This window comes from Faecalibacterium sp. OM04-11BH (genome assembly GCF_003482185.1).
Classification (GTDB): Bacteria; Bacillota; Clostridia; order Oscillospirales; family Ruminococcaceae; genus Faecalibacterium; species Faecalibacterium tardum.
The window spans coordinates 147,080-172,307 of the sequence record NZ_QULS01000001.1 but is presented as its reverse complement, the minus strand read 5'-3'; the positions used below and the strand labels follow the sequence as shown (position 1 = coordinate 172,307).

Annotated in this window: 15 protein-coding genes; 6 read left to right on the top strand and 9 right to left on the bottom strand. The window is 60.4% G+C overall.

Annotated elements, in window-relative coordinates; translation table 11 throughout:
• Positions 1-71: 71 nt before the first annotated feature.
• The 5 genes from DXB44_RS00725 to DXB44_RS00705 all read right to left on the bottom strand — a co-directional run bounded on the left by DXB44_RS00725 (position 72) and on the right by DXB44_RS00705 (position 10,630).
• Entirely contained in the window at positions 72-1,550 is a 1,479-nt protein-coding gene (locus tag DXB44_RS00725; RefSeq protein WP_118657385.1) for a glutamate synthase subunit beta, read from the bottom strand.
• A gap of 14 nt (positions 1,551-1,564) precedes the next feature.
• Entirely contained in the window at positions 1,565-6,100 is a 4,536-nt protein-coding gene (gltB, locus tag DXB44_RS00720; protein WP_199680537.1) for a glutamate synthase large subunit, read from the bottom strand.
• 259 nt (positions 6,101-6,359) lie between these two features.
• A complete protein-coding gene (gene hcp / locus DXB44_RS00715) occupies positions 6,360-7,937 on the bottom strand; it encodes a hydroxylamine reductase (protein ID WP_118657383.1) in 1,578 nt (525 codons plus the stop codon).
• A 113-nt stretch (positions 7,938-8,050) separates the two neighbouring features.
• The gene (gene gdhA / locus DXB44_RS00710) at positions 8,051-9,403 is read right to left on the bottom strand and encodes an NADP-specific glutamate dehydrogenase (protein ID WP_118657382.1); all 1,353 of its coding nucleotides are present in this window, start codon (positions 9,401-9,403) and stop codon (positions 8,051-8,053) included.
• 393 nt (positions 9,404-9,796) lie between these two features.
• Positions 9,797-10,630, bottom strand: a complete 834-nt coding sequence (locus tag DXB44_RS00705; protein ID WP_015537868.1) for an Mrp/NBP35 family ATP-binding protein — start codon at positions 10,628-10,630, stop codon at positions 9,797-9,799.
• Positions 10,631-10,839: 209 nt separating this feature from the next.
• On the opposite strand from DXB44_RS00705, the gene DXB44_RS00700 reads away from it, so the two are divergent.
• The 4 genes from DXB44_RS00700 (at position 10,840) to DXB44_RS00685 (ending at position 16,246) form a co-directional block, all read left to right on the top strand.
• Positions 10,840-12,405, top strand: coding sequence for an oligosaccharide flippase family protein (locus DXB44_RS00700; protein WP_118657381.1), 1,566 nt, complete (start codon positions 10,840-10,842; stop codon positions 12,403-12,405).
• Between the two features lie 147 nt (positions 12,406-12,552).
• The gene (locus DXB44_RS00695) at positions 12,553-14,451 is read left to right on the top strand and encodes a nucleoside-diphosphate sugar epimerase/dehydratase (protein WP_118657380.1); all 1,899 of its coding nucleotides are present in this window, start codon (positions 12,553-12,555) and stop codon (positions 14,449-14,451) included.
• 84 nt (positions 14,452-14,535) lie between these two features.
• The gene (locus tag DXB44_RS00690) at positions 14,536-15,822 is read left to right on the top strand and encodes a diaminopimelate decarboxylase (protein ID WP_055185017.1); all 1,287 of its coding nucleotides are present in this window, start codon (positions 14,536-14,538) and stop codon (positions 15,820-15,822) included.
• A gap of 25 nt (positions 15,823-15,847) precedes the next feature.
• Positions 15,848-16,246 carry a hypothetical protein gene (locus DXB44_RS00685; RefSeq protein ID WP_118657379.1) on the top strand — a complete coding sequence of 133 codons (399 nt, stop codon included), beginning with the start codon at positions 15,848-15,850 and terminating at the stop codon, positions 16,244-16,246.
• Between the two features lie 89 nt (positions 16,247-16,335).
• Here DXB44_RS00685 and DXB44_RS00680 read toward each other — a convergent pair whose 3' ends face one another.
• The 4 genes from DXB44_RS00680 to DXB44_RS00660 all read right to left on the bottom strand — a co-directional run bounded on the left by DXB44_RS00680 (position 16,336) and on the right by DXB44_RS00660 (position 22,224).
• Positions 16,336-17,241 (bottom strand): SPFH domain-containing protein, encoded by a 906-nt coding sequence (locus tag DXB44_RS00680; protein WP_005923470.1) that lies wholly within the window; start codon positions 17,239-17,241, stop codon positions 16,336-16,338.
• Between the two features lie 15 nt (positions 17,242-17,256).
• Complete coding sequence (locus DXB44_RS00675; RefSeq protein ID WP_118657378.1) at positions 17,257-17,718, bottom strand: NfeD family protein; 462 nt, start codon at positions 17,716-17,718, stop codon at positions 17,257-17,259.
• A 171-nt stretch (positions 17,719-17,889) separates the two neighbouring features.
• Positions 17,890-19,746: a glycoside hydrolase family 13 protein gene (locus tag DXB44_RS00665; protein WP_118657376.1), complete on the bottom strand. Its 1,857-nt coding sequence runs from the start codon at positions 19,744-19,746 to the stop codon at positions 17,890-17,892.
• Between the two features lie 72 nt (positions 19,747-19,818).
• A complete protein-coding gene (locus DXB44_RS00660; protein WP_118657375.1) occupies positions 19,819-22,224 on the bottom strand; it encodes a glycogen/starch/alpha-glucan phosphorylase in 2,406 nt (801 codons plus the stop codon).
• Between the two features lie 426 nt (positions 22,225-22,650).
• On the opposite strand from DXB44_RS00660, the gene DXB44_RS00655 reads away from it, so the two are divergent.
• On the top strand, positions 22,651-23,115 hold the full coding sequence (locus DXB44_RS00655) for a cell division protein ZapA (protein ID WP_055185026.1): 465 nt from the start codon (positions 22,651-22,653) through the stop codon (positions 23,113-23,115).
• A 36-nt stretch (positions 23,116-23,151) separates the two neighbouring features.
• Positions 23,152-25,221, top strand: a complete 2,070-nt coding sequence (locus DXB44_RS00650; protein WP_118657374.1) for a U32 family peptidase — start codon at positions 23,152-23,154, stop codon at positions 25,219-25,221.
• Positions 25,222-25,228 lie beyond the last annotated feature (7 nt).

Below are 25,228 nucleotides of genomic sequence, written 5' to 3'. Positions count from 1 at the left end.
AAAAGCAGAAGCGGGAGCCTTGCAACGGGCTCCCGCTTCTGCTTGTTTAGGATAGGAAAGAGAATGGCAAATTAAAGATTGGTGTAGCCCATCAGGCAGCGGTCTACTTCGGCGGCGCAATCGCGGCCTTCGCGCAGACCCCATACCACAAGGCTCTGGCCGCGGCGCATATCGCCGCAGACAAATACCTTGTCCACATTAGTCTTAAAGCTGTGGTCGGCTACATTGCCCCGGGCGGTCAGCTCCACCCCAAAGGCATCGGCTGTGTAGTTTTCGCAGCCGGTAAAGCCTGCGGCAATAAATGCCAGCTGGCAGTCGTAGGTAAATTCCTTGCCGGTGGGCACCATGCTGGTGCGGCCGGTCTCGGGGTCGCGCTCCGGCTTCAGGCAGCTGATGACGGCACCGGTCAGGTTGCCGGCGTCATCCTTCAAAAACTCCTTCACGGTGGTCTGGTACACGCGCGGGTCCTTGCCAAACTTTGCGATGCACTCGGTCTGACCGTAGTCCACCTTCAGCACCCGGGGCCACTCCGGCCACGGGTTTGCAGCGGTGCGCTCGACAGGGGGCTGCGGCATCATTTCCAGTGCCATCAGGTCGGTGCAGCCCTGCCGCAGGGCAGTGCCCTGACAGTCGTTGCCGGTGTCACCGCCGCCGATGACCAGCACGTTTTTGCCGGCTGCATTGATGGCCCTGCCGTCTGCAAAGTCGGAGTCCAGCAGGCTCTTGGTCACGCTGGTCAGGTAGTCCACGGCAAAGTGCACGCCCTTGGCGTCCCGGCCGGGCACGTTCAGATCCCGGGGCTTTTTTGCGCCGCAGCACAGCACCACAGCATCAAAATCAGCCAGCAGCTGCTCGGCGGGCACAGCGCCGCCCACATCCATGCCGGTGCGGAACACAACACCCTCGGCCTGCATCAGCTTGACCCGGCGCTCGATGACCGTCTTGTCCAGCTTCATGTTGGGAATGCCGTACATCAGCAGGCCGCCCACGCGGTCGGCGCGCTCGAACACCGTAACGGCGTGGCCGCGCTTGTTCAGGTACTCGGCCACCGAAAGCCCCGCAGGGCCGCTGCCCACCACGGCAACGCTCTTGCCGGTGCGGGTCGGCGGCGGGGTGGCAGTCAGCCAGTTCTTGGCGTAGGCCGTCTCGATAATGGCGTGCTCGTTTTCGCGCACGGTGACGCTGCTGCCGGTCACATCCCCGCAGGTGCAGGCGGCCTCACACAGGGCGGGACACACCCGGCTGGTAAACTCCGGGAAGCGGTTGGTGGCCATCAGGCGGTGGAGCGCAAGCTCCCACTTGCCATGGTACACCAGATCGTTCCACTCCGGGATGAGGTTGTTCAGCGGGCAGCCGGAGGCCATGCCGCCGATCATCATGCCCGCCTGACAGAAGGGCACGCCGCAGTCCATGCAGCGGGCGGCCTGCGTCTGCTGCTGCTCCCGCGAGAGCCAGATGTGGAACTCGTTAAAATTTTCAAGGCGCTCCAGCGGCGCAATGTCCGTGCTGGTCTTGCGCGCATAATCCATAAATCCTGTTGTCTTACCCATGCTGCTGCCCCTCCTTACTTATGCTTCTGCACTGCATAGAATGCTTCGATCTGTGCCTGCTCGCCGTCCAGACCACGCTCCTCTACCGAGGCGATGACCCGCAGCATACGGTCGTAATCGTAAGGCAGCACCTTTTTGAATTTGGGTAGGAACGCGCTGAAATTGTCCAGGATTTCCTTGCCGCGCGGAGAGCCGGTGGCCTCCACATGGGCGCGGATCAGCTCCTTCAGGGTGGCAACATCGTACTTGTGCTCCACCGGCTCAAGGCTGACGGTCTCCTTGTTCACCCGCTGGTAGAAGTCCCAGTTTTCGTCCAACACATAGGCAATGCCGCCGGTCATACCGGCTGCAAAGTTCTTGCCGGTCTGTCCCAGCACCACCACGGTGCCGCCGGTCATGTACTCGCAGCCGTGGTCGCCTACGCCCTCCACAACAGCGGTCGCGCCGCTGTTGCGCACACAGAAGCGCTCACCGGCCACGCCGGAGATGAACGCCTTGCCGCTGGTAGCGCCGTACAGCGCTACGTTGCCGGTAATGATGTTCTCCTCGGGCTTGAAGTCGATGCCCTGCGGCGGGCGCACAACGATCTTGCCGCCGGAAAGGCCCTTGCCCATGTAGTCGTTGCAGTCGCCCACCAGTTCCAGCGTCAGGCCATTGGGGATAAAGGCACCAAAGCTCTGGCCGCCTGCACCGGTGCAGTGCACGGTGTACACATCATCCGGCAGGTCGTTGCCGTATTTGCGGGTGATCTCGCTGCCAAAGATGGCACCAAAGGCGCGGTCCACGTTGGAAACATTCAGGCTGACGTTCTGGGGAGCTTTGCTGCCCAGCTTGAACTTCTTCATCAGCACCTTCATGTCCAGCGTGTTTTCCAGATGGAAGTCGTAGCTGTCCTCCTTGATAAAGTGGACGTTGCTGTTTGCAATGGCGGGGTTGTGCAGGATGCAGTCCAGATCCAACTCCGCTGCACGGCTGCCCGGGGTGGCGGGCTTGACCCGCAGCAGGTCGGTACGGCCCACCAGCTCGTCCACGGTGCGCACGCCCAGCTTTGCCATGTACTCTCGCAGCTCCTCTGCCACAAAGGTGAGGTAGTTGATGATGTACTCCGGCTTGCCCTTGAAGTTCTTGCGCAGCTCGGGGTTCTGGGTGCAGATGCCCATGGGGCAGGTGTCCAGATTGCAAACACGCATCATCACGCAGCCCTCAGCCATCAGCAGGGTGGTGCCGAAGCCGAATTCCTCTGCGCCCAGCATACAGCTGATGGCCACATCCCGGCCGGACAGCAGCTTGGAGTCACTCTCAATGCGCACACGGGTGCGCAGACCGTTCAGGATCAGGGTCTGGTGGGTCTCGGCGATGCCCAGCTCCCAAGGCAGACCGGCGTGCTTGATAGAGGTGCGGGGCGCAGCACCGGTACCGCCGTCATAGCCGGACACCAGAATGACCTGTGCGCCGCCCTTGGCAACACCGGCGGCAATGGTGCCCACACCGGCCTCGCTGACCAGCTTGACGTTGATGTTGGCATTGCGGTTGGCGTTTTTCAGGTCGTAGATCAGCTCTGCCAGATCCTCGATGGAGTAGATATCGTGGTGGGGCGGGGGAGAGATCAGGCCCACGCCGGTGGTGCTGTGGCGGGTCTTGGCGATCCACGGATACACCTTTGCACCGGGCAGGTTGCCGCCCTCGCCGGGCTTTGCGCCCTGTGCCAGCTTGATCTGGATTTCCTCGGCGCTGACCAGATACTTGCTGGTCACGCCAAAGCGGGCAGAGGCCACCTGCTTGATCTTGGAATTGCTCTCGCTGTGGTAACGCTCCTCAGGCTCGCCGCCCTCGCCGGTATTGCTGCGGCCGCCCAGACGGTTCAGGGCGATGGCAATGGTCTCGTGCGCCTCGCTGCTCAGTGCGCCGTAGCTCATGGCAGCGCCCTTGAACCGCTTGACGATGCTGGATACCGGCTCTACCTCCTCCAGCGGGATGCCGCCGTCTGCGGCATAGTTGAAGTCCAGCAGGCTGCGCAGATGCACGCCCTCGGCACCCATGTTGTCCACCGTCTGGGTGAACTGCTTGAAGGTGGCGTAATCGCCGGTGCGGCAGGCTTTCTGGAACAGGTGGATGGTCTGGGGATTGAACAGGTGCTCTTCCTTGCCGCTGCGGAACTTGTGGGCACCGCTGTCGGCAAGTTCCATGTTGATGTCCAGCCCCAGCGGGTCAAAGGCGGCGTTGTGCAGCGCCTCCACATCGGCCTGAATGTCTGCCATGCTGATGCCGCCCACACGGCTCACCGTGCCGGTGAAGTATTTGTCGATGACCTCCTTCGAGATGCCCACAGCCTCAAAGATCTGGCTGCTCTGGTAGCTCTGGATGGTGGAAATGCCCATCTTGGAGGCGATCTTCACAATGCCGTTGAGGATGGCGTTGTCGTAGTCCTGCACGGCGGCGTAGTAGTCCTTGTCCAGCAGACCTTCGTCGATCAGCTGCCCGATGGTCTCGTGTGCCAGATAGGGGTTGATGGCGCAGGCACCGTAGCCCAGCAGGGTGGCAAAGTGGTGCACCTCCCGGGGCTCGGCGCTCTCCAGAATCAGCGCCAGTGCGGTGCTTTTTTTGGTGCGGATGAGGTACTGGGACACTGCCGAAACCGCCAGCAGGCTGGGGATGGTTACATGGTATTCATCCACGTCACGGTCGGACAGGATGATGATGTTCGCACCCTCCTTGTAAGCGCGGTCTACCTCCAAAAATACCCGGTCGATGGCCTTTTCCAGACTGGTGTTCTTGTAGTAGTTGATGGACACCGTAGCAACCTTGAAGCCCGGCACGTTCATGTACTTGATCTTCAGCAGGTCGGTGTTGGTCAGGATGGGGTTGTGCACCTTGAGCACCTTGCAGTTCTCCGGCTTATCCTCCAACAGATTGCCGTGGGCACCGATGTAAACGCTGGTGGAGGTGACCACCTTTTCCCGGATGGCATCGATGGGCGGGTTCGTCACCTGTGCGAAACGCTGCTTAAAGTAGTTGAACAGCGGGGGATGCTGGCTGCTGAGCACAGCCAGTGGGGTGTCGGTGCCCATGGCACCGGAAGGCTCTGCGCCCGCCCGCGCCATGGCAAGGATCATGGTGTTCACGTCCTCGTACTTATAGCCGAACACCTTCTGCAGCCGGGTCAGCTGCTCGCCGGTGTAGCCCTCCACCTTCACGTTGGGGATCTTCAGCCCGCTCAGCTGCACCAGATTGCGGTCGATCCACTCGCCGTAGGGCTCGCGGCTGGCGTAAAGCTCCTTCAGCTTCTCGTCGTCCACCACTTCGCCCTTGACGGTATCCACCAGCAGCATCTTGCCGGGACGCAGGCGCTCCTTGACCAGAATGTTCTCCGGGTCGCATTCCAGCACGCCCACCTCTGAGGACAGGATCATGCGTCCGTCCTTGGTGATGTAGTAGCGGCTGGGACGCAGACCGTTGCGGTCCAGCACTGCGCCCATCACATCGCCGTCCGAGAACAGGATGGCGGCGGGGCCGTCCCAAGGCTCCAGCATGGTGGCGTAGTACTGGTAGAAATCCCGCTTTTTCTGGCTGATATTCTTGTTGTTCTCCCACGGCTCGGGGATGGTGATCATCACAGCCAGCGGCAGGTCCATGCCGTTCATCACCATAAATTCCAGAGTGTTGTCCAGCATGGCAGAGTCCGAACCGGAGGTGTTGATGATGGGCAGGATCTTGTTCATGTCGTCCTGCAGAATGGGGCTGGAGATGCTCTCCTCGCGCGCCAGCATGGCATCGGTGTTGCCCTTGATGGTGTTGATCTCGCCGTTGTGCAGGATAAAGCGGTTGGGGTGTGCACGCATCCAGCTGGGGTTGGTGTTGGTAGAAAAGCGGCTGTGCACCATGCCGATGGCGGACTCATAGTCCGGGTCCTGCAGGTCGGCATAGAAGCGGCGCAGGTCGTGCACAAGGAACATGCCCTTATACACGATGGTGCGGCTGGACAGGCTGGGCACATAGGTACCGTTGCTGGCCTGCTCGAACACGCGGCGCACAATGTACAGGCGGCGGTCAAACTCGATGCCCTTGCTTACCTTGGCGGGCTTTTTGATGAAGCACTGCCAGATGGCGGGCATGCAGTCCCGCGCCTTCTGACCCACGGCATCGGGGTCCACGGGCACCTCGCGCCATGCCAGAAACTCCAGTCCCTCCTTGCGGGTGACCACCTCGAACAGCTTCATGGCCTGTGCCCGCAGGTGCTCGTTCTGGGGGAAGAAGAACATACCCACACCGTACTCCCGCTCGTTGCCCAGCCGGATGTTCAGCTCCTCGGCCACCTTGGAGAAGAACTTGTGGCTGATCTGCAGCAGGATGCCCACGCCGTCGCCGGTCTTGCCCTCGGCGTCCTTACCGGCGCGGTGCTCCAGCCGCTCCACGATGGACAGTGCATCATCCACCGTCTGGTGGCTTTTACGTCCCTTGATGTCCACCACAGCGCCGATGCCGCAGGCATCGTGCTCGAACTGTGGGTCGTACAGACCAAGGGTGGTTTTCTGCTCCGTAAAGTTTTCCATAGTCTTTCCCATCCTTTTTACTTGTTTACCGGGGGCTGCGGCACCCTCCGCAGCTTTTTATCCCCTGCAAAAAGAAAAAAGCGCCCCGCAAGGGCACAGGATGCCCCTGCGGAACGCCTTTGTTCCGATACCTGATATTATACAGATTCCTGAAAAATTTTCAAGTGACAGCTGCACCAAATATGCTACACACATTGCGCCGCTTCTTGTGCGAAACGCCGCGAGCCCCCGCAGCTGTGCGCGGCATACAAACAAAACCTCACCCGCCCAGAATGGCCTGCAGGTCGGCTTCCGGGGTGGCAATGGGCTTGAGGCCGTACCGTTCCTGCAGGGTGCGCACCACCCCCGGCGAGAGGAACGGGGGCAGGGTAGGCCCCAGCCGGATGTTCCGGATGCCCAGCGCCAGCAGCGCGATGAGGATGCACACGGCCTTCTGCTCAAACCAGCACAGCACCAGCGAGAGGGGCAGGTCGTTGACGCCGCAGCCAAAGGCGTCGGCCAGCGCCAATGCGATGCGGATGGCGCTGTAGGCGTCGTTGCACTGGCCCACGTCCAGGATGCGGGGCAGGCCGGTGCCCGGCACGGTGCCAAGGGGCAGGTCGTTCAGGCGGAACTTGCCGCAGGCCAGGGTCAGCAGGATGGTGTCGGGCGGGGTAAGGCGGGCAAACTCGGTGTAGTAGCGGCGGCTGGGCCGGGTACCGTCGCAGCCGCCCACCAGAAAGAAGTGCCGCAGCTTACCGTCCCGCACCGCCTGCACGATCTCGTCCGCGTGCTGCAGCACGGCGGTGCGGGCAAAACCGGTGGTCACCGTGGAGCCGCCGTTCAGGCCGGGCAGCAGGGTGTCCTGCGCGTAGCCGCCCAGCTCCAGCGCCTTTTCGATCACCGGGGAAAAGTCGCGCCCTTCGTCGATGTGGGGCACGCCGGGGTAAGCCACCACCGAGGTGGTGAACACCCGGTCGGCGTAGCTGGCGCGCAGGGGCATGATGCAGTTGGTGGTGAACAGGATGGGCGCGGGGATGTCCTCGAACTCCCGCTGCTGGTTCTGCCATGCGGTGCCAAAGTTGCCCTTGAGGTGGGGGTAGCGGCGCTTCAGCTCCGGGTAGCCGTGGGCGGGCAGCATCTCCGAGTGGGTGTAGACGTTGACGCCCCGGCCTGCAGTCTGTTCCAGCAGCTGCTGTGCGTCGTAGAGGTCGTGGCCGGAAATCACGATGAACGGCCCCTTTTCAATGGTCAGAGGCACCTGCACCGGTTCCGGATCGCCAAACGCGCCGGTGTTGGCCGCGTCCAGCAGCTCCATGCAGCGGTAGCTGGCTTCTCCTGTGGCCTGCACCAGCTGCCACAGGGCGTCGGTGGTCTGGCCGGGGTCGCCCACGGCCTGCAGGGCGGTACAGAAGAACCGGTCCAGCTCCGGGTCGATGCGGCCCAGCACCCGGGCGTGGTAGTTGTAGGCGGCCATGCCCCGCAGGCTGAACAGCACAAAGCATTTCAGGCTGCGCCGGTCGGCATCCGGTTCCCGCCAGAGGGCCTGCATGTCGTAGTCCGGGCCGGTGCCGGGGCTGGCGTCGTGCACCCGGCGGATCAGCGCGTCCACGGCGGCGGGGTCAAAGTTCACGTTGGTAATGGTGGTGAACAGCCCCTGCATCAGCAGCCGGGCCTGTTCCGGGGCCGGGCCGCGCCCCGCCGCGATGAGCTGCCCGGCAAACGCGATGAGCGCCCCGGTGAGCCGGTCCTGTGCGGCGGCTGTCTCGGCCGACTTGCCACACACCCCCGCTGCGCCGGTGCAGGCGGTGCAGCCCGCCGCCTGCTCACACTGAAAACAAAACATCTGCTCGTCCATACAAAACTCCCTTTCTGCCATAAGATACTGCCAGTGTGGGCAGAGCGGGGCGGGGTTATACCAAAAAAGAGCCGCACCCCTGCGGGCGCGGCTCTTGGACGATGCAGTATGACTTAGTAGGTGATGCCCTGTGCCATCATGGCGGTAGCAACCTTCAGGAAGCCGGCGCAGTTTGCACCGACCATCAGGTTGCCCTCAGAACCAGCAGCCACAGAAGCATCGTAGGAAGCGTGGAAGATGCCCTCCATGATGCCCTTCAGCTTGGCATCCACTTCCTCAAAGCTCCAGCTCAGGCGCTCGGAGTTCTGGCTCATCTCCAGACCGGAGGTAGCCACGCCGCCTGCGTTGGAAGCCTTTGCGGGTCCGTACAGGATGCCGTTGGACAGGTAGACCTCGATAGCCTCCGGGGTGCTGGGCATGTTAGCGCCCTCGCAGACCACGGTGCAGCCGCCCTTTACCAGAGCCTCGGCAGACTCCTTGTTGATCTCGTTCTGGGTAGCGCAGGGCAGGGCGATGTCGCAGGGGACAGTCCAAACCTTGCTGCAATCAGCCACATAGGTTACACCCTCGTGGGTCTCGGCGTACTCCTTGATACGGCCGCGGCGCACTTCCTTCAGATCTTTGACGTAAGCCAGATCGATGCCGTTGGGGTCGTAGACGTAGCCGTTGGAGTCGGACATGGTAACCACCTTGGCGCCCATCTGGGTCGCCTTTTCGCAGGCGTAGATGGCCACGTTGCCGGAGCCGGAGATGACCACGGTCTTGCCCTGGAGGCTGTCGTTGCGCATGCACTTCAGAGCCTCGGCGGTGAAGTAGCACAGGCCGTAGCCGGTAGCCTCGGTACGGGCCAGAGAACCGCCGAAGGTCAGGCCCTTGCCGGTGAGCATACCGCCCTGGAAGCTGTTGGTCAGGCGCTTGTACTGGCCGAACATATAGCCGACCTCGCGGCCGCCGACGCCGATATCACCGGCGGGGCAGTCTACGAACTGGCCGATGTGGCGGTACAGCTCGGTCATAAAGCTCTGGCAGAAGCGCATCACTTCCATGTCGCTCTTGCCGTGGGGGTCAAAGTCAGAGCCGCCCTTGCCGCCGCCCATGGGCAGGGTGGTCAGGCTGTTCTTGAAGGTCTGCTCAAAGCCCAGGAACTTCAGGATGCCCTGATTGACAGAGGGATGGAAGCGCAGGCCACCCTTGTAGGGGCCGATGGCGCTGTTGAACTGCACGCGGTAGCCGCGGTTCACCTGCACCTTACCGGCATCGTCCACCCAAGGCACACGGAAGGTGATGATGCGCTCCGGCTCCACCAGGCGCTCGATCAGACCGGCCTTCTCGTACTCGGGGTGCTTTTCCACAACGGGCTGGATGCTCTCCAGCACCTCGCGCACAGCCTGCAAAAACTCGGGCTCGTTGGCGTTGCGCTTTTCCAGACCCTCGTAAACACGCTTCAGGTATTCATTCGTCAGCATAATAGAATACTCCTTTTCCCAATTACTCTATAAATTTGAAAAAGCGGAAATGCCTTTGCCCGCCGCACAGCGGGTATATCCTTGCAGATGCCGGGCGCTTCCGGTTCTCCATGCTTGCACGGCACGCCCGCACAAGCGGGCAATGCTTACTTTATTATTATAAAGCTTTGCGGTGGGTTTTACAATAGCAAAAAGCAGAATTTGTTTAAAAAAACAGATAAAAAGTCACAGCTGCTTCACAAAACGAAAATTAAAAGCCGGAATGCGCCGCGAACCTTGTTTTTTAAAGTGCGCTGCCGCCCCAAAGCTGCACAGAAAAGAATGTCTTTTGCACGGCAGCGGGCTTATCTAAGCAAAAAGCCCTGTGTCACAACGGGCACAGGGCAGGGTGCATTACTTCTTCAGCAGCTTTTCGCAGGCGTCTGCGGCACCTTCCAAAAATTCGCCGCCATAGGTCTCGATCATACCGGCATCGGAAAGCTCTGCCAGCTTGGGGTCGATGGGGCACTTGGCCAGCACAGGCAGATGATGCTTTGCGGCCACCTCGTCCACATGGCTGTTGCCAAACACATTGATGTGCTTGCCGCAGTCCGGGCAGACGATGTAGCTCATGTTCTCCACGATGCCCAGCATGGGCACCTTCATCATCTCGGCCATGTTCACGGCCTTTGCCACAATCATGCTTACCAGCTCCTGCGGGCTTGCCACCACAACGATGCCATCCACCGGCAGGCTCTGGAACACGGTCAGGGGCACATCACCGGTGCCCGGGGGCATATCCACGAACAGGAAATCCACGTCCTTCCAGACCACATCGGTCCAGAACTGCTTGACCGCGCCGGCAATGACCGGGCCGCGCCACACAACGGGGTCTTCCTCGTTTTCCACCAGCAGGTTGATGCTCATCACATCAATGCCCATGCGGCTCTGGATAGGCCAGCATCCCTTATCGTCCGCCATGGCACGGCCATGAATGCCGAACAGCTTGGGGATGGACGGGCCGGTGATATCGGCATCCAGAATGCCGCAGTGGTAGCCGCGGCGGGCCATGGCACAGGCCAGCAGGGCGCTGGTCATGCTTTTGCCCACGCCGCCCTTGCCGGAAACAACGCCGATGACCTTTTTCACACTGCTGTTAGGGTTGGGGGCATCGTGCTGCGGAGCGGCATCGCGGGAAGAACAGGCTGCACTGCAATTGGAGCAGTCATGGGTACATTCTTCGCTCATTCTCTTTGTCGCGCACGGCAGGGGCAGGACCCGGGCGGTGCGCTTCCTCCTTGCTCAAAATACAGGCAGGGAGCTTGCGCCCTGCCTGACCACTGTTAACTATACCATAAAAAGTGCGCAGAAACAACCCATAGCGCCGCTCATGTTTTGCAAAGCTGCCGCATAGGCTGAACCGTGAACGCCCGTTCCGGGGCAGGGGGAGGTGCAGGGTGCGGCAGAACTACTTTAAAAATGCGGCGCTGCTTACCGGTTCGGACGTGGTGCTGCGGTTGGCAGGCATGGGGCTGCGCATCTGGCTGGCAAACGCCTTGGGCGGGGCGGGTATGGGGCTGTACCAGCTGGTGCTGGCGGTGTACGGGCTGTTCGTCACGCTGGCCACAGCGGGCATCTCGGTGGCGGCTACCCGGCTGCTGACCGAGGAGCTTAGCCGGGACAAGGCCGCTGCGCGCGGGATGCTGGTGCGGCTTGTACTGGCGGGGCTGGGGCTGGGTGGGCTTGCCATGGTCGCTCAGCTTGCCACCGCAGGCCTTGCGGCAAAATGGTGGCTGGGGGATATCCGCGCCGCTGCTGCGCTGCGCACCTCGGCGCTGGGGCTGCCGTGGATGGCTGTCTCTGCGGTGCTGCGCGGCTTTTTTCTGGCGCGGCGGCGGGTAGAGCCCAACGTGCTCAGCCAGCTGGCAGAGCAGACGGTGCGTATTGCCGCGGTGGTATGGGCGCTTTCCCGCACGCAGGGCTGGCCGGACGGCAGCCGCTGTGCGCTGGTGCTGGCTGCCACCGCCCTGAGCGAGGCTGTATCCACCGCCCTGATGGCATTGTTTTACCGGCGGGAGGCGGCACGCTGCTTCGGCAGCACAGCGCCGTGCCCGCCAAGGGAGGTGTCCCGGCGGCTGTGGGAGATATTATGGCCGGTGGAGGGCGGCAGGGCGCTTTCCAGCGCGCTGCACACCGCCGAGAATATGCTGGTGCCCGCCTGCCTTGCGGTGTATCTGGCGGCTTCCGGCGGGCGCACCGCTGCACTGGAGCAGTACGGCACCTTAAAGGGCATGGCGCTGCCACTGCTCAATTTCCCCTTCGGGCTGCTGGGCAGTCTGGCAGTTTTGCTGATGCCGGAGATCACGCAGGCGCATATCGAGGGGCAGACCGCCCGGTTGAATGCATTGCTGGACCGGATGCTGCGGCTCACGGGGTACTTCTCCGCGCTGGCGGGTACGCTGTTCTGGGTGTGGGGCAGGCCGCTGGCGCAGCTGCTCTACCATAGCCCGGAGGCGGGGTTCTATCTGGAGACCCTTGCCCCGGCTATGCCGCTGATGTATCTGGAAAGCATGGTGGACGGTGCCATGAAGGGCATCGGGGAGCAGAAGGCCGCCTTCCGTTACAGCGTGTGGGACGCGGTGCTGCGCATTGGCGGGGTGGCGGTGCTGCTGCCCCGGTACGGGATGCGGGGCTTTCTGGCAGTCATCCTGCTTTCCAGTTTTTACACCTGCGCAGCAAACACCGGGCGGCTGCTGCTTTCCAGCGGCACAGGGCACGCTTTCCGGCGGTGGCTGGGTGCGCCGCTGCTGGCGGCGGCTGCCGCCGGTGCAGCCGGGCGTGGCGTGCGACGTGCGCTGGCAGCTTTTCCGGTACAGGGATTGTCGGGGCAGCTTGCCGTGCTGACGGCGGGCGGTACGGTGACGGCCATCGTGTATTTACTGGCGGCGCTGCCGCTGGGGCTTTGGGAGGAAGTGTGGGCGCTGCTGCGGCAGACAAAGACCGGGAAAAACAGGGGAAAGTGATAAAAACGTAAATTTTCTGGACACAGGCGGGGATTGTGAGTATAATACAAACGTGTAGTTGTATCCTTCCGGCATTGCCGGGGAACACTGCCGAAAAAGCAGCGCAGGGCAAACCCTTGGCGCTGAGAGGAAAAAAGAGGATCGTAAGTGAAAGATAAAACCAAGAATACCCCGCAGGTGCTGCTGCGCCGTGCGCTGCTGGTGCTGATGGATGCAGCCATTGTGGCATTCAGCTTTTATTTTGCCCTGCTGCTGCGGGCAGACGGTGCCGTGGAGGCCGTGTGGTGGCCCCACAACCGCGCCCTGCTGTACGAAAATCTGCCGTGGATCGTGGCGGTGTATATCGTCTGCTTTCTGGCAGGCGGGCTGTACTCGGTGCTGTGGAAGTACGCCGGCGAGCGGGATCTGATCCGCCTTGCCGGGATGATCGCCGTGCCCACCGCCGTGGTGTATGTGGTGAACCGCTGCCTTATCCACGGTGTGCTGTTCAATTCCGCAAACTGCATGGCCTCGGTGCTCATCTTTTTGTTTATCGGCGGCAGCCGTCTGGCTTGGCGGCTGTTTTTGAACCACCCGCTGGGTGAGCAGCTGCGCAAGGTGCCCGCCAAAGACCCCAACCGCCCTGTAATGATCGTGGGCGCGGGCGAAGCCGGTGCATGGGCCATCAACGTGTGCAAATCCAACAAGGAATACGGTCACGCCGTGGTGGCGGTGGACGATGACCCCGCAAAGCTGAACCAGACCATCCACGGCGTACCGGTCAAGGGTACGCTGGAGGATATCCCGGAGTTGTGCACGCGCTACGGCATCCACAGCATCATCATTGCCATCCCTACCTTAAAGGGCAGCAAGCTGAGCCATGTCATCGACCTGTGCGTCAGCACCCACTGCGCGGTGCAGGTGCTCAGCGACCCGCAGCTGGTGGGCAGCGGCGCACCCCAGCAGGAGGTGTTCCGCGAACTGAACCCTGCCGACTTCCTCTCCCGCGAGGAGGTCACGCTGGATACCGACAAAATATCCGGCTACCTTACCGGCAAAACGGTGCTGGTAACGGGCGGCGGCGGCTCTATCGGCAGCGAGCTGTGCCGTCAGGTCATGCGCTTCAAGCCCGGCAAGCTGCTTATTTTTGATATCTACGAAAACTGCGCTTACGAGCTGCTGATGGAATTGCAGCAGAAGTACGGGCGCGATATCCCGGTCACGGTGCTTATCGGCTCTATCCGGGATAAAAAGCGTCTGGACGAGGTTTTTGATACCTACCACCCCACGGTGGTGTTCCATGCTGCGGCGCACAAGCACGTCCCGCTGATGGAGGTAAGCCCCGCCGAGGCTGTAAAAAACAACGTGCTGGGCACCAAAAACCTGCTGGTCAGCGCCAGCGAGCACGGGGTGGAGCGCTTTGTGCAGCTTTCCACCGATAAGGCCGTGAATCCCACCAGCGTCATGGGCTGCACCAAGCGCATCTGCGAAATGCTTATCCAGACCTTTGCGGGCAACACGGACATGAAGTGCGTGGCGGTGCGGTTTGGCAACGTGCTGGGCAGCCACGGCAGCGTTATCCCGCTGTTTGAAGCCCAGATCAAAAAGGGCGGGCCGGTCACCCTGACCGACCCCAACATCGTGCGCTACTTTATGACCATCCCGGAAGCAGCCCAGCTGGTGCTGCAGGCGGGTGCACTGGCAGAGAGCGGCAACATCTATGTGCTGGATATGGGCGAGCCGGTGCGCATTATGGACTTGGCCAAGCAGCTCATCCGCTTTTACGGCTACGAACCGGGCGTGAATATGGAGATCAAGATCGTGGGCCTGCGCCCCGGTGAAAAGCTTTACGAAGAGCTGATGATGGACGAGGAGCAGGACAAGATGCGCCGCACCCAGCACAACAAGATCTTTGTGGCAAGCCCCCGCACCATTGATCTGGCCGAGTTCTACGAGCAGCTGCAGGCGCTGGAAGCCGCTGCTGCCCACAACGATGAGGGCGTGGTGCGCCAGCTGGCGGCTATGATCCCCACCTTTACCCCCACCCGGGAGAACCTGAAACTGTAACAGCTTGAACTGCGGCACTGGGCCGCATGGGATAGATCGCAGGCCGGAATATGCCGGGCTGCGCAAAACGAGAGGGATGTTATTATGGAAAAGAAACCGTTTCTGACCGAGGCGATGGCACAGCAGATCATCGAAGATGTGCCCACGCCGTTCCATGTCTACGACGAAAAGGGCATCCGGGAGAATGTCCGCCGCATCAACAAGGCCTTTAGCTGGAACAAGGGCTTCAAGGAGTATTTTGCGGTCAAGGCGCTGCCGAACCCTGTCATCCTGCAGATCCTCAAGGAGGAGGGCTGTGGTGTGGATTGCTCCTCCCTGACCGAGCTGATGCTCAGCGAGGTCTGCGGCTTTACCGGCCACGATATCATGTTCTCCTCCAACCAGACCCCCGTGGAGGATATGAAGAAGGCCTACGAGCTGGGCGCCTACATCAATCTGGACGATGCCACCATGGTGGAGTTTCTGGAGCGGGTGGCCGGTGTGCCGCAGGAGATCTTCTGCCGCTATAACCCCGGCGGAACCTTCCAGCTGGGCGAGAGCGAAGAGGGCTTTCAGGTCATGGACAAGCCCGGTGATGCTAAGTACGGCATGACCGAGCAGCAGATGATCGACAGCTACAAAAAGTTGATGCAGAAGGGCGCAAAGCAGTTCGGCATCCATGCGTTCCTTGCCTCCAACACCATCTCGGACGCCTACTACCCGGAGCTGGCAGCCATCCTGTTCCAGCTGGCTGTCCGGGTGCAGCAGGCTACCGGTGCGCATATCAGCTACATCAACCTGTCCGGCGGCGTAGGCATCCCTTACCGCCCGGAGCAGACCGAGAACGACATCATGGCCATCGGCGAGGGCGTGCGCCAGAAGTTTGAAGAGATCCTTGTGCCCGCTGGTATGGGCGATGTGGCCATCTTCACCGAGATGGGCCGCTTTACCACCGGCCCCTACGGTGCACTGGTGTCCACCGTCATCCACGAAAAGCACATCTATAAGGAGTACATCGGTCTGGACGCCTGCGCTGCAAACCTGATGCGCCCCGCTATGTACGGCGCTTATCACCACATCACCGTGCTGGGCAAGGAGAACGAGCCCTGCGACCACAAGTACGACGTGGTGGGCGGTCTGTGCGAGAACAACGACAAGTTTGCCGTTGACCGGATGCTGCCCAAGATCGACATCGGGGATATCCTTTACATCCACGATACCGGTGCCCACGGCTCTGCTATGGGCTACAACTACAACGGCAAGCTGCACTGCGCCGAGGTGCTGCTGTGCGAGGATGGCTCTCACCGGTTGATCCGCCGCGCCCAGACCCCCCGCGATTACTTTGCAACGCTGGACTTTTTGCCCTTTATGAAGCCCCTGTTTGAGGACTGATTCTGATAAAAACGAGGTATGACCCATGTTTTTTGGCTTTCAGCTTACCCTTGGCCTGATGATGGCCTTTTACGGTTTTTCGGTAATGAAAAATCCCCGCGTGTGGGGCGATCAGGGGCGCAGGGCGGTCAAGGCCGAAAACTTTGAGGAATACTGCCGCCAGAACGGCCAGTTCTTTTTAAAGGCGGGCTGTGTTGTGGCGGTGATCGGTGCACTGGATGCTCTGATCACACTGGATGCGCTGCTGTACGCTCTGCTGTACATTTTTGGCTTGGCCTTTGCCTTCTACCCCCTTACCCGCTGGTGCAAGCAGAACGAGGGCTTTTCCTGGCCGTGGCCCCACGTCCAGAGCGAGAAAAAGCGCATTAAGGAACTGCGCCGCGAGCAGGAAGAACAGCAGAATGAGGAAAAAGGGGAGAAGTGATCTCCCTGAATAGATAGCAAAAGAACAGCTCCCGGTCACGCCGCTGACGTGACCGGGAGCTGTTTTACTGTTTGTGGATAAGCGGGTGCTTATTCAGCGTCCTTCGGGTCGGTCATCAATTCCTTGATGCTGGGCACAACGCCGCCCAGATTCTGCAGCTCAGAGGGGATGATGATCTTGGTGGCCTTGCCGTTGGCAACCTTCGCCAGCGCTTCAAGGCTGCGGATAGCCAGCACCTTGTCGCTGGGCATGGCCTCGTTCAGCAGACGGATGGCATCGGCGTTGGCCTTCTGCACAGCCAGAATGGCCTGTGCTTCGCCCTCGGCCTCCAGAATGCGCTGCTGCTTCACAGCATCGGCGCGCAGAATGGCGGCTTCCTTTTCGCCTTCTGCGGCGGTGATGGCGGCCTGCTTTTCACCGTCTGCTTTCAGGATGACGGCGCGCTTCTCGCGCTCAGCTTTCATCTGCTTTTCCATGGCTTCCTGAATTTCCCGCGGCGGGATGATGTTCTTCACCTCCACGCGGTTCACCTTGATGCCCCACTTGTCAGTGGCTTCGTCAAGGATGGCGGTGATCTTGCCGTTGATGACATCGCGGCTGGTCAGGGTGTGATCCAGCTCCATCTCACCAATGATGTTGCGCAGGGTGGTGGCAGAAAGGCTCTCGATGGCGGCAATGGGCTGGTTGACACCGTAGGTGTACAGCTTTGCGTCCATGACCTGAAAGAACACCACGGTGTCGATCTGCATAGTCACGTTATCGCGGGTGATTACAGGCTGAGGGGGGAAGTCTGCAACCTGCTCCTTCAGGCTTACCTTTTTGGCAATGCGCTCAATAAAGGGAATCTTGACGTGCAGGCCGGCAGTCCATGTATCGGAGTAGCTGCCCAGCCGCTCAATGACATATACCTTGGACTGCGGCACGATGACGATGTTGGAAACAATGACCAGCACCAGAACAAAAACAAGCGCAAGGATGACAAAAAACAGAACCATAATACATCTCCTTTGTCAGGTTGTTGTGTGGGGGTTACGGCTTTCGGTCAGAACAGGCTCTACGATGAGCAGGGTGCTGTGGATCTCGGTAACGCGGCAAAGCGCACCGGGGCCAAGGGTGTCGCCGGGGGTGGCGCAGCGGGCGTTCCAGTCCACGCCGTCCAGCCGCACCCGGCCGGGGATCTCGGCAGTGACAGGGGAGAGCACGATGGCCTCCCGTCCCAGATTGCGGTCGCCGTTTGTGGCGGTATGTTTGAGCCGCAGCTTTGCCGCCAGCGGGCGGAAGGCTGCAAGGCACAAGATGCTTACCACCAGAAAGACCACCGCCTGCACCCGGAACGACCCGGTGAACACGCAGCACAGCAATGCGGCGGCAGAGCCGATGGCAAACCAGATGGAGGTCATATTAAAGGTGCTGGCCTCCAGTGCCAGAAAGCCCACGGCTGCAGCCAGCCAGAGAATAGGGGAGATCTGCATGGTATGTTACCTCCTTATGCTGCTATTATACGGCATCCCCTTAGGGGAAGGTCAAGAGTTTTTTACTGGAACGTTGCACAGAAAACAAAATATAGACAAAAATGGAAAGAAAAGGATGAAAATGGGACAGCAAAACACCCAAAAGGTATTTCGCTGTCCCGAAAAATTGATTTACTGAATATCGTAGTAGCTGTGGTTGGGGTTGTGGCCGTTTTCCTCCACCACGATGGTAAAGCCCATGGGGTTTACCTCAGTGTGCTTGCCGGAAGCCAGCGGCTCCACGATGATGTGTTCAGAGCGGTTCACGATGATTTCCGCAGTTTCGGCCTTACCGATGCGCTGGTAGTGTAGGATGCCGTCCTCAGCCCGCAGCACCCGCAGTTCACCGGTGCGGAAGGCTTCGCAGCTGTGGCGCAGCTGCGCCAGCTGTGCCAGCACCGGGCGCAGCCGCTCCTCGTGGCTGTCCCAGCAGAAGAAGGCGCGGTTGAAGGGGTCGCGGTAGCCCTGCATGCCGATCTCATCGCCGTAGTACAGGCAGGGTACGCCGGGCAGGGTGTAGATGATGGCATACGCCATGCGCAGGCGCAGCATCCCCTCCTCGTAGGCTTCGCCGGTCACGCTGCGACCGCTCTGCCACTCCCGACCGCGTCCGTTGGCGGGCTCGTCCGCGATCACAGTCAGGGCGCGCTCGGTGTCGTGGGTGGACAGGAAATTCAGTGCCGTGTTGATGGCAGGGGCAGGGTAGTGCTCACAGATGGAAAGGATCTCGTTGGCGGCCTGCTGGGCAGGCTTGCCCTTGACAAAATCCAGCACGGAGTTTTTGAAGGGGTAGTTCATCACGCTGTCCAGCCCCTTGCCCAGCAGGTAGGTGCGGCGGTGGTCAAAGCCGAACTTGGTGGTGGCGTCCTCCCACACCTCGCCCAGTAAAAACTTTTCCGGGCTTACCCGCTTGACAGCGGTGCGGATCTTCTCGATGAACGCGTCCGGCAGCTCATCGGCCATATCCAGCCGGAAACCGGCAGCACCCCGGCGCAGCCATGTGTCGATGACGCCGCCCTCGCCGGTGATGAACTCCACAAAGGAGGGGGTCTCCTCGTTGACCTCCGGCAGGGTCTCGAAGCCCCACCAGCTGCGGTAGCCGCCCTTGTACTTGGGGTCAAAATCGTACCAGCTGCGGTAGGGGGAGTTGGGGTCGCGGTAAGCGCCGCCCTCGCCGTAGCGGCCCTCGCGGTTGAAGTACCGGCTGTCGGAGCCGGTGTGGCTGAACACACCGTCCAGTACGATGCCGATGCCGTACTTGGCGGCCTCGCGGCAGAGCACCTCAAACTCTTCGTTGGTACCCAGCAGCGGGTCCACGTTCAGGTAGTCGGCGGTGTTGTAGCGGTGGTTGGAGTGTGCCTCAAAGATGGGGTTCAGGTACAAATAATCCACGCCCATCTCCCGCAGGTAGGGGAGCTTGATGCGGATGCCCTCTAAATCGCCGCCGAAGTAGTCCTCGTTCAGGTGACCGCCGGTCTCGTTGGGCTGCCAGAAGGGCTCGGCGTGCTTATCGGCCTGATACAGCCGGTCCGGGAAGGGCATGGGCTTGTTCTCAATGCCCTCGCAGAACCGGTCCGGGAAGATCTGGTAGAACACCTTGCCCTTGATGCATTCCGGCGTCTGGAAATCCGGCTCGTAGACCGTGATCTGCCAGCTTTCGCCCTCCTGCCAGCTGACAACGCCGCAGTTGTCTGCCCCGCGCACGATGCGGCGGAAGTCAGTATACAGGTCAAAGTAATAAAAGTATAAGCCCGGGTCGCCCAGCATAACGTCCACCGAAAAATGGTTCTGATGGGGTGTCTGACCGTCAAATTTCATGCGGTAGTGCACGGGCACATCGTATTTGCCCTCCTTTTGCAGTACAAGGTGCGGGTCCACATAGCCCAGCTCCTCGGGGATGCACAGGGTCAGGTGCACAGTCTGCCCGGCGCGCACGGCACCAAAGGGCTGCTTAAAGTAGGGGTCGTAGCTGTTGAACAGACAAGACAAAAAAATCGTCCTTTCTCAAAAAAGCCCCGGCGGGCGAAATGCCACCGGGGCTTTGCGGTTTTACAAGGAAAATTACTTGCCCATGGGCACGGGGGAAGCGTACCAGATATCGCGGGCGTAGTCCAGCACGGCGCGGTCTGCGCTGAAGATACCGCTGTTGGCAATGTTCTTCAGGCTCATGCGGGCCCAGGTCTCGCGGTCGGCATACAGCTTCTGCAGGTCGGCCTGTGCACGGCGGTAGTCCTTGAAGTCGGCCATGACCATGTACGGGTCGCTGCTGCGCAGGTTCTCGGTGACCTCGTGGAAGTTCTCGCCGTTCCAGCCGCGCTCCAGGAAGTTCAGGGCGCTGTTGGCCACATCGTCGCCCATGATAAAGGCGTTGGGGTGGTAGCCCACCTGCTTCAGGTTGTTCACCTCGGGGGTCAGCATACCGAAGATCAGCTCGTTCTCCTTGCCGGCAGCATCGGCGATTTCCACGTTTGCACCGTCCAGAGTGCCCAGCGTGATGGCACCGTTCAGCATGAACTTCATGTTGCCGGTACCGGAAGCCTCGGTGCCTGCCAGAGAGATCTGCTCAGAGACCTCAGCAGCGGGCATCAGGTGCTCGCTCAGGGAGACGCAGTACTCCTCCAGATAGACCACGCGCAGCTTGTCGCGCACAGCGGGATCGTTGTTGATCAGATCGCCCAGCTTGCAGATCATGCGGATCATCTGCTTTGCCATGTAGTAGCCGGGAGCGGCCTTTGCGCCGAAGATGTAGGTCTTGGGGATGAAGTCGGCGTTGGGGTTCTCCTTCAGGTACAGATACTGTGCAGCGATGTTCAGCGCATTCAGGTGCTGGCGCTTGTACTCGTGCATACGCTTGACCTGGCAGTCAAAGATGGAATTGGGATCGATCACCTGACCGGTGCTCTTTGCCAGATAGCTGGCAAAATCCTTCTTGTTGGCCAGCTTGATCTCGTTCAGCTTCTTCAGCACGGTCTTGTCGTCGGCGTACTTGTTCAGCTTGGTCAGATCGGAAGCATCGTGCTTGTAGCCGTCGCCGATGGTCTCGTCCAGCAGCTTGCACAGGCCGGGGTTAGAGGCCAGCAGCCAGCGGCGGTATGCAATGCCGTTGGTCACGTTCTTGAAGGCGTTGGGCTTGAACAGGTAGTAATCGTGGAAAACGCTCTCCTTGATGATCTCGCTGTGCAGCTTGGAAACGCCGTTGATGCTGTTGGCGGTGTAGGCGCAGATATTGGCCATACGCACCTGATTGTCGCCGATCAGTGCCATGTAGTCGATCTTGCCCTGATCGCCGGGGAAGGCCTTTGCCAGCTCCTCGCGGGCGCGGCGGTCCATCTCCACCACGATCTGGTAGATGCGGGGCAGGGTCATCTTGAAGATGTCCACGTTCCACTTTTCCAGAGCCTCGGCCATAACGGTGTGGTTGGTGTAGGAGAACACCTTCTGGCAGATGCTGAAAGCCTTGTCCCAGTCAAAGCCGCACTCATCCAGCAGGATGCGCATCATCTCGGGGATAGCCAGAGTGGGGTGGGTGTCGTTCAGCTGGATGGCGACCTTGTCGGGCAGGTTCTCCAGCGTAGCGTAGCTGGACAGATGGTTCTGCACGATGTCACCGATAGAAGCAGCGGACAGGAAGTACTGCTGGCGCAGGCGCAGGATCTTGCCCTCAACGTGGTTGTCGTTGGGGTACAGCACCTTGGAGATGAGCTCGGCGTTGGCGTTCTTGCTCATAGCGGTGTTGTAGTTGCCCAGAGAGAAGCTGGACATATCAAAGTCCGGAGCCTTTGCCTGCCACAGACGCAGCTTTGCAACGCCCTTTCCATCGTAGCCCTGCACATACATATCGGAGGGGATGGCCATGACGCTGTTGTAGTTGGTGTGCTGGATGTAGTGGAAGCCGTTGTCCCAGTTCTCGTGGATCTCGCCGTCAAAACGGATCTCCACAGCCTGATCCGGGTGGCTCTTCAGCCACACCTGACCGCCGGGCAGCCAGTTGTCGGCGCGCTCCTGCTGCCAGCCGTCCACGATCTTCTGCTTGAAGATGCCGTACTCGTACAGGATGGAGTAGCCGGTGCCGCAGATATCGGTGGTGGCCATGCCGTCCAGATAGCAGGCTGCCAGACGGCCCAGACCGCCGTTGCCCAGACCTGCATCGGGCTCTTCTTCAAAAATGCTGTCCAGATTGATGTCGGCGTCGGCCAGTGCCTTCTTGGCAACCTCGTCCAGACCCAGATTGAACAGGCTCATCTTCAGGCTGCGGCCCATCAAAAACTCCATGCAGAGGTAGTAGACCTGCTTGGTGCCGGTGCCGATGGCCTTGGACTGGAACTTTTTGTGGTTCTCGCTCATCATCTGACGGCAGATCAGAGCCAGAGAACGGTAGATCTGCTGGTTGGAGGCAACATTCAGCTCCACACCGTACTCACTGGTGAGCTTGTCCTGAAGAATTTTGCCAAATTCTTTTGATGTCATAGTGTGCTCCTATCCGCATAAGCGTTTGCTTTGCTAAAATAATTGAGTAGATAATAGCAGCAGAAACGTTCCCTCTTTCGCCCGGCTGCCAACATAACACCGTTATTATAATATGAACGATTTATAAATGCAAGGAAACAGGCGCTTTTTTTCCGTAACTGCTATTTTTTCAGGCCACTTTCTGACAAATATGCCGAAATTTCAAAAATTCCACTTTTTCTTGCGGCGTATTTATATTATAATAGAAGATAGAACTGAGCAGCAAAACGTTTTTCGGGGAGTAATTCCGGCAGTAATGGGGCGGGAAACTCCATCGAAACGTTTTCAAACGCCGAAACGTTACCGGGAACGATACCAAATCCCGGCAAAAAACAGAACAAACGGCCTTGCGCCGTACAGATACAGGATAAAAAAGGGGAAAACACCATGGTAAACAAGGTAAGGGTCAACATCGCGGGCACACCGTATGCCATCGCCACCACAGATTCGGAAAAATACATCCTGGGTCTTGCCAAAAAGCTGGACGAGGACATCACAAAGCTGCTGGACACCAACGACAACCTCTCGGTGACCAAGGCGGCGGTGTTCTGCGCGATGGATTATCTGGATGAATACCGCAAGAGCACCGGCAGCGCCGAGAATATGCGCAGTCAGATTCAGGACTACATTGCAGATGCAGCCCGGGCAAAGCTGGCCGAGGACAAGGCACTGGCGGAAAACGCCGTGCTGCGCCGGGAAGCTGCTGCCCTGCGGGAACAGCTGGCCAAAGAACGCCAGCGCGAGACCCGCCGGGAGGAGCGCGCCGCCCGCGCTGCGGCAGAGACTGCACAGGAGCAGCCCGCCCCGGAAGCCCCGGCGGCAGACAGTGCGCAGGCAGACGAGACCAACTGAATGTACCTTATATAAATAGAAGTCAGAAGGAGAACTATGGCAAGGATCGAGATCTTAGCCCCGGTGGGCAGTGAAGAAATGCTCCGCGCGGCGGTGTTCAGCGGCGCAGACGCGGTATATCTGGGCTTTTCGGGTTTTAACGCCCGCACGGGTGCCGGCAACTTTGACGCAGACAGTCTGCAGGAAGCCGTGCGCTTCTGCCACGCCCGGGGCGTGGCGGTGCACGTTGCGCTGAATACGACTGTGTATGGCACCGAACTGTCGGCGCTGGAACAGGCTATCCGGGCGGTAGCAGCCAGCGGTGCGGATGCGGTTATCTGTCAGGATCTGGCAGTGGCTACTTTAATTGGTAAAATTGCCCCGCAGCTGCCCCGGCACGGCTCCACCCAAATGAGCGTCCACACCCTGCAAGGTGCACTGGAGTTGAAGGAGCTGGGCTTTACCCGGGTGGTGCTGGCGCGTGAGCTGAGCCTGCCCGAGGTGGAGCACATCACAAAGCACTGCGGCATCGAGACCGAGTGCTTCATCCACGGTGCGCTGTGCATGAGCGTGAGCGGCCAGTGCTATATGTCCGCCTTTCTGGGCGGGCGCAGCGGCAACCGCGGCTCCTGTGCGGGCCCCTGCCGCCTACCGTTCGAGGCCAATGCCTTGCCGGAAGGCAAGCCCGGGCGGTTGCATCACCTCTCCCTCAAGGATAACTCCGCCATCGACAAGCTGGACAAGCTGCAAGCGCTTGGCGTAGCATCGGCAAAGATCGAGGGCCGTCTGCGCACGCCGGAGTATGTGGCGGCGGCGGTCAGCGCTTGTCTGGCAGGCCGCGAGGGCCGCGCCTACGACCGCGACCTGCTGAAGAACGCCTTCAGCCGCTCCGGTTTCACCTCTGGCTATCTGGACGGCAAAATCGACGGCACCATGTTCGGTGTGCGCAGCGAAGCCGACGCCGAACTGACTAAAAAGACCCTGCCCATGCTGCGTGAGCTTTACCGCCGCGAGCGCTCCCGCGTGCCGGTGCAGATGAAACTGGAAATTGAAGAGGGCGGCGAAAAGCTGACCGTCACCGATGCCGACGGCAACAAGGCCTTTGCCTACGGGGATGCCGAGCCGCAGCCTGCCCGCACCGACCCCACCGAGAGCCTGAACCGCAGCTTGGCCAAGACCGGTGGCACCCCCTTTGCGGCAGAGAAAATTACCGTGGAAATGGACGGCGGGCCGTGGTTCATCCCCGGCAGTGCCGTGAACGAGCTGCGCCGGGAAGCACTGGATGCCCTGCTCAAAAAGCGGGAGGTGCTGCGCCCCTGGCCTACCACTGAGGAGCACGTCGCCGCCCTGCCGCAGCGCACTCTGCCGCCCCGCCGCACCCTGCGCGCCCGGTTCGAGCGCTGGGAGCAGGTGCCGGAACGGGCGCTTGACGGGGTGGAATATCTCATTCTGCCCATTGCGCAGGCCGACCGTGTGCCCCGGGAATGGCGGGCAAAGACCCTTCTGGAGCTGCCCCGGGTCATGTTCGGTGCGCTGGAGCAGGACACCGCCCGCCGCATCGCAGCCACGCAGGACGCGGGCTTTGCCGGGTACGAGGTCAGCAACATCGCCCACCTGCGGCTGTGCCGTGGGCTGCCTATGACCGGCGGCTTCGGGCTGAACATCACCAACAACGTGGCGGCACAGTTCTATGCAGAGCAGGGACTTTCCAGCCTGCTCATCCTGCCGGAGGTGAAAGACAACGATATTGCGTCCATTGCGCCCACCCGGAACGGTAAGCCTGTACCCACCGGCGTGATGATCTACGGTCATATGCCGCTGATGCTTACCCGCGCCTGCCCGCTGCAAAATATCCACGACTGTGCCCACTGCGACAAGACCGGCGTGCTGACCGACCGCAAGGCCAAAAAGTTCCCGGTGCGGTGCGGCCTAGGGGTGCGCACCATCTATAACCCGGTGCCCATCTACATGGGCGATAAGCCCGGCGCACTGGCGGTGGACTACGGTGTGGCCTACTTTACGCTGGAATCCCGCGAGGAGGCGGCGCAGATTCTGGACAGCATCCGCACCCACGCCCCCTTTGAGGGCGATTTTACCCGCGGTTTGTATTTTAAAGGAACCAACTGATAAAAAA

What these genes read in the sequence shown, in the direction of transcription:
- DXB44_RS00725 (WP_118657385.1), bottom strand. Translation starts at nt 1,550, where the DNA reads ATGGGTAAGACAACAGGATTTATGGATTATGCGCGCAAGACCAGCACG.
- gltB (WP_199680537.1), bottom strand. Translation starts at nt 6,100, where the DNA reads ATGGAAAACTTTACGGAGCAGAAAACCACCCTTGGTCTGTACGACCCA.
- hcp (WP_118657383.1), bottom strand. Translation starts at nt 7,937, where the DNA reads ATGGACGAGCAGATGTTTTGTTTTCAGTGTGAGCAGGCGGCGGGCTGC.
- gdhA (WP_118657382.1), bottom strand. Translation starts at nt 9,403, where the DNA reads ATGCTGACGAATGAATACCTGAAGCGTGTTTACGAGGGTCTGGAAAAG.
- DXB44_RS00705 (WP_015537868.1), bottom strand. Translation starts at nt 10,630, where the DNA reads ATGAGCGAAGAATGTACCCATGACTGCTCCAATTGCAGTGCAGCCTGT.
- DXB44_RS00690 (WP_055185017.1), top strand. Translation starts at nt 14,536, where the DNA reads ATGGAAAAGAAACCGTTTCTGACCGAGGCGATGGCACAGCAGATCATC.
- DXB44_RS00685 (WP_118657379.1), top strand. Translation starts at nt 15,848, where the DNA reads ATGTTTTTTGGCTTTCAGCTTACCCTTGGCCTGATGATGGCCTTTTAC.
- DXB44_RS00680 (WP_005923470.1), bottom strand. Translation starts at nt 17,241, where the DNA reads ATGGTTCTGTTTTTTGTCATCCTTGCGCTTGTTTTTGTTCTGGTGCTG.
- DXB44_RS00675 (WP_118657378.1), bottom strand. Translation starts at nt 17,718, where the DNA reads ATGCAGATCTCCCCTATTCTCTGGCTGGCTGCAGCCGTGGGCTTTCTG.
- DXB44_RS00660 (WP_118657375.1), bottom strand. Translation starts at nt 22,224, where the DNA reads ATGACATCAAAAGAATTTGGCAAAATTCTTCAGGACAAGCTCACCAGT.
- DXB44_RS00655 (WP_055185026.1), top strand. Translation starts at nt 22,651, where the DNA reads ATGGTAAACAAGGTAAGGGTCAACATCGCGGGCACACCGTATGCCATC.
- DXB44_RS00650 (WP_118657374.1), top strand. Translation starts at nt 23,152, where the DNA reads ATGGCAAGGATCGAGATCTTAGCCCCGGTGGGCAGTGAAGAAATGCTC.